General features: G+C 64.7%; 2 protein-coding genes. One reads left to right on the top strand and one right to left on the bottom strand.

Going from position 1 to position 2,183, the window contains the following annotated elements; translation table 11 throughout:
* Nucleotides 1–1,100, top strand: a 1,100-nt coding sequence (locus tag I5M_RS18000; protein ID WP_031336900.1) for an Nramp family divalent metal transporter, incomplete at its 5' end; no start/stop codon positions are given.
* 245 nt (nt 1,101–1,345) lie between these two features.
* Here the strand turns inward: I5M_RS18000 and I5M_RS18005 are convergent.
* Nucleotides 1,346–2,122, bottom strand: coding sequence for an arginyltransferase (locus I5M_RS18005; protein WP_022722673.1), 777 nt, complete (start codon nt 2,120–2,122; stop codon nt 1,346–1,348).
* Between the last annotated feature and the right edge of the window lie 61 nt (nt 2,123–2,183).

A 2,183-nucleotide genomic window follows, 5' to 3' on the forward strand; every position in this document is an offset into this window, starting at 1 on the left:
ACATCATGGCGGTGATCCTGCAGTCGCTGTGCACCCGGCTTGCAGTCGGCGCCGGGCGCGATCTGGCGCAGGCCTGCCGCGACGCCTATCCGAAATGGGTGGCGTGGCCGCTGTGGATCTCGGCGGAGATCGCCATCACGGCGACTGACCTGGCGGAGGTGATCGGCACCGCGATCGGTCTCAACCTGCTGTTCGGCATTCCGCTCGAGATCGGCGTGCTGATCACGGCGATCGACGTGTTCCTGATCCTGGCGTTGCAGGCGTTCGGCTTTCGCTGGATCGAGGCTTTCGTAGTGGCGCTGCTCGGCGTCATCGCGGCGTGCTTCGCTATTCAGATCGCGATGGCCAATCCGGATTGGGCCGCGGTGATCCGCGGCTTTGCGCCGACCACCAAGATCATCACCGAACCGGGCATGTTGTATCTGGCGCTCGGCATTCTCGGCGCCACGGTGATGCCGCACAATCTCTATCTGCATTCCGGCCTGGTGCAGACCCGCGGCTATGGCGACAGCGTCGCGGAGAAGCGCGAGGCGATCAAGCTCGCCACGATCGATTCGACGATCGCGCTGACCTTCGCACTGACCATCAACGCCTCGATCCTGATCCTCGCCGCCGCAACCTTCCACCACGCCGGCAAGACCGACGTGGCTGAACTCGATCAGGCCCACGCCTTCCTGGCGCCGCTGCTCGGCTCGGCGCTGGCGCCGACGCTGTTCGGCATCGCGCTGCTCGCCTGCGGCCTGAACTCGACCATCACGGCGACTCTGGCCGGCCAGATCGTGATGGAAGGCTTCATCCGCATCAAGATCGCGCCGTGGCTGCGCCGCATGGTGACGCGCCTGATCGCGATCGTGCCAGCCGTCGTGGTGACAATCTGGTACGGCGAGAAGGGCACCGGACAATTGCTGATCCTCAGCCAGGTGGTGCTGAGCCTGCAATTGCCGTTCGCAGTGGTGCCGCTGGTGATGTTCACCGCGAGCAAATCCAAGATGGGCTACTTCGTCGCGCCGCGCTGGCTGACCGGTGCCGCCGCGGTGATTGCAGCCATCATCATCGTGCTGAACGCCAAGCTGGTGCACGATTACTTCTTGGGATCATAACTACGCTGATCCCGGATTGCGCTTCGTTGCATCCAGGCTAGAGCGCGTCATTGATCGATTGAAGCGACGCATCCTCTCCAAGTACTGAATCGTCATCCTGAGGTGCGCGCACCGCGCGCCTCGAAGGATGCGGCCAAGTGCTTGCGGCCCATCCTTCGAGGCCCGCCGCGCCGCGCGGGGCCCAGCGCGGCGCCTCAGGATGACGTTAGTAATTCAATTAGACGCAGATCTGCTCTAGAAACCAGCTAATCCTGCGGCTCGGGCTCCATCTGGCCGGTGGCATCGACGCGGAGCCAGCCGCTGGGGGCGAGGCGCTGCTGGGGCAGGTAGCGGCCCTTGTAGTCCATCTTCTTGGAGCCTTCGATCCAGTAGCCCAGATACACGTAGGGCAGGCCGAGCCGGCGGGCGCGGGCGATGTGGTCGAGGATCATGAAGCTGCCGAGCGAGCGATGGGCTTCGCCCGGTTCGAAGAACGAGTACACCATCGACAGGCCGTCGTTGAGCACGTCGGTCAGCGCCACGGCAACGAGGTCACCGCCGCGGCCGGTAATGCCGGTGTCGATGGTGCGTTTGCGATACTCGATCAGCCTTGTCTGGACGTGGCTGTCCTCGACCATCATGGCGTAGTCGAGCACGGTCATGTCGGCCATGCCGCCGTGGCGATGGCGCTGGTCGAGATAGGCGCGGAACACCGAATACTGCTCGGAGGTCGGCACCGGATTGCGCTGCTCGCCGACGATGTCGGCATTGCGCGCCATCATCTTGCGCTGGTTGCGCGACGGCTTGAATTCGTTGGCGACGACGCGGACCGAGACACAGGCACGGCACTGGTCGCAGGCGGGGCGGTAGGCGATCGACTGGCTGCGGCGGAAGCCGCCATGGGTGAGCAGGTCGTTGAGTTCACCGGCCTTGGCGCCGACCAGATGGGTGAACACCTTGCGCTCGTGCCGGCCCGGCAGATACGGGCACGGCGAGGGGGCCGTCAGGTAGAACTGCGGAGTGTCGCGCGAGTGCTGAGTCACGTCGGTCCGTCAATCTCCCACATGACGCAGCATCGCGCTCTGGATGCCGCCGTCAATGCCC

Source organism: Rhodopseudomonas sp. B29, assembly GCF_000333455.1.
Taxonomy (GTDB): Bacteria; Pseudomonadota; Alphaproteobacteria; order Rhizobiales; family Xanthobacteraceae; genus Rhodopseudomonas.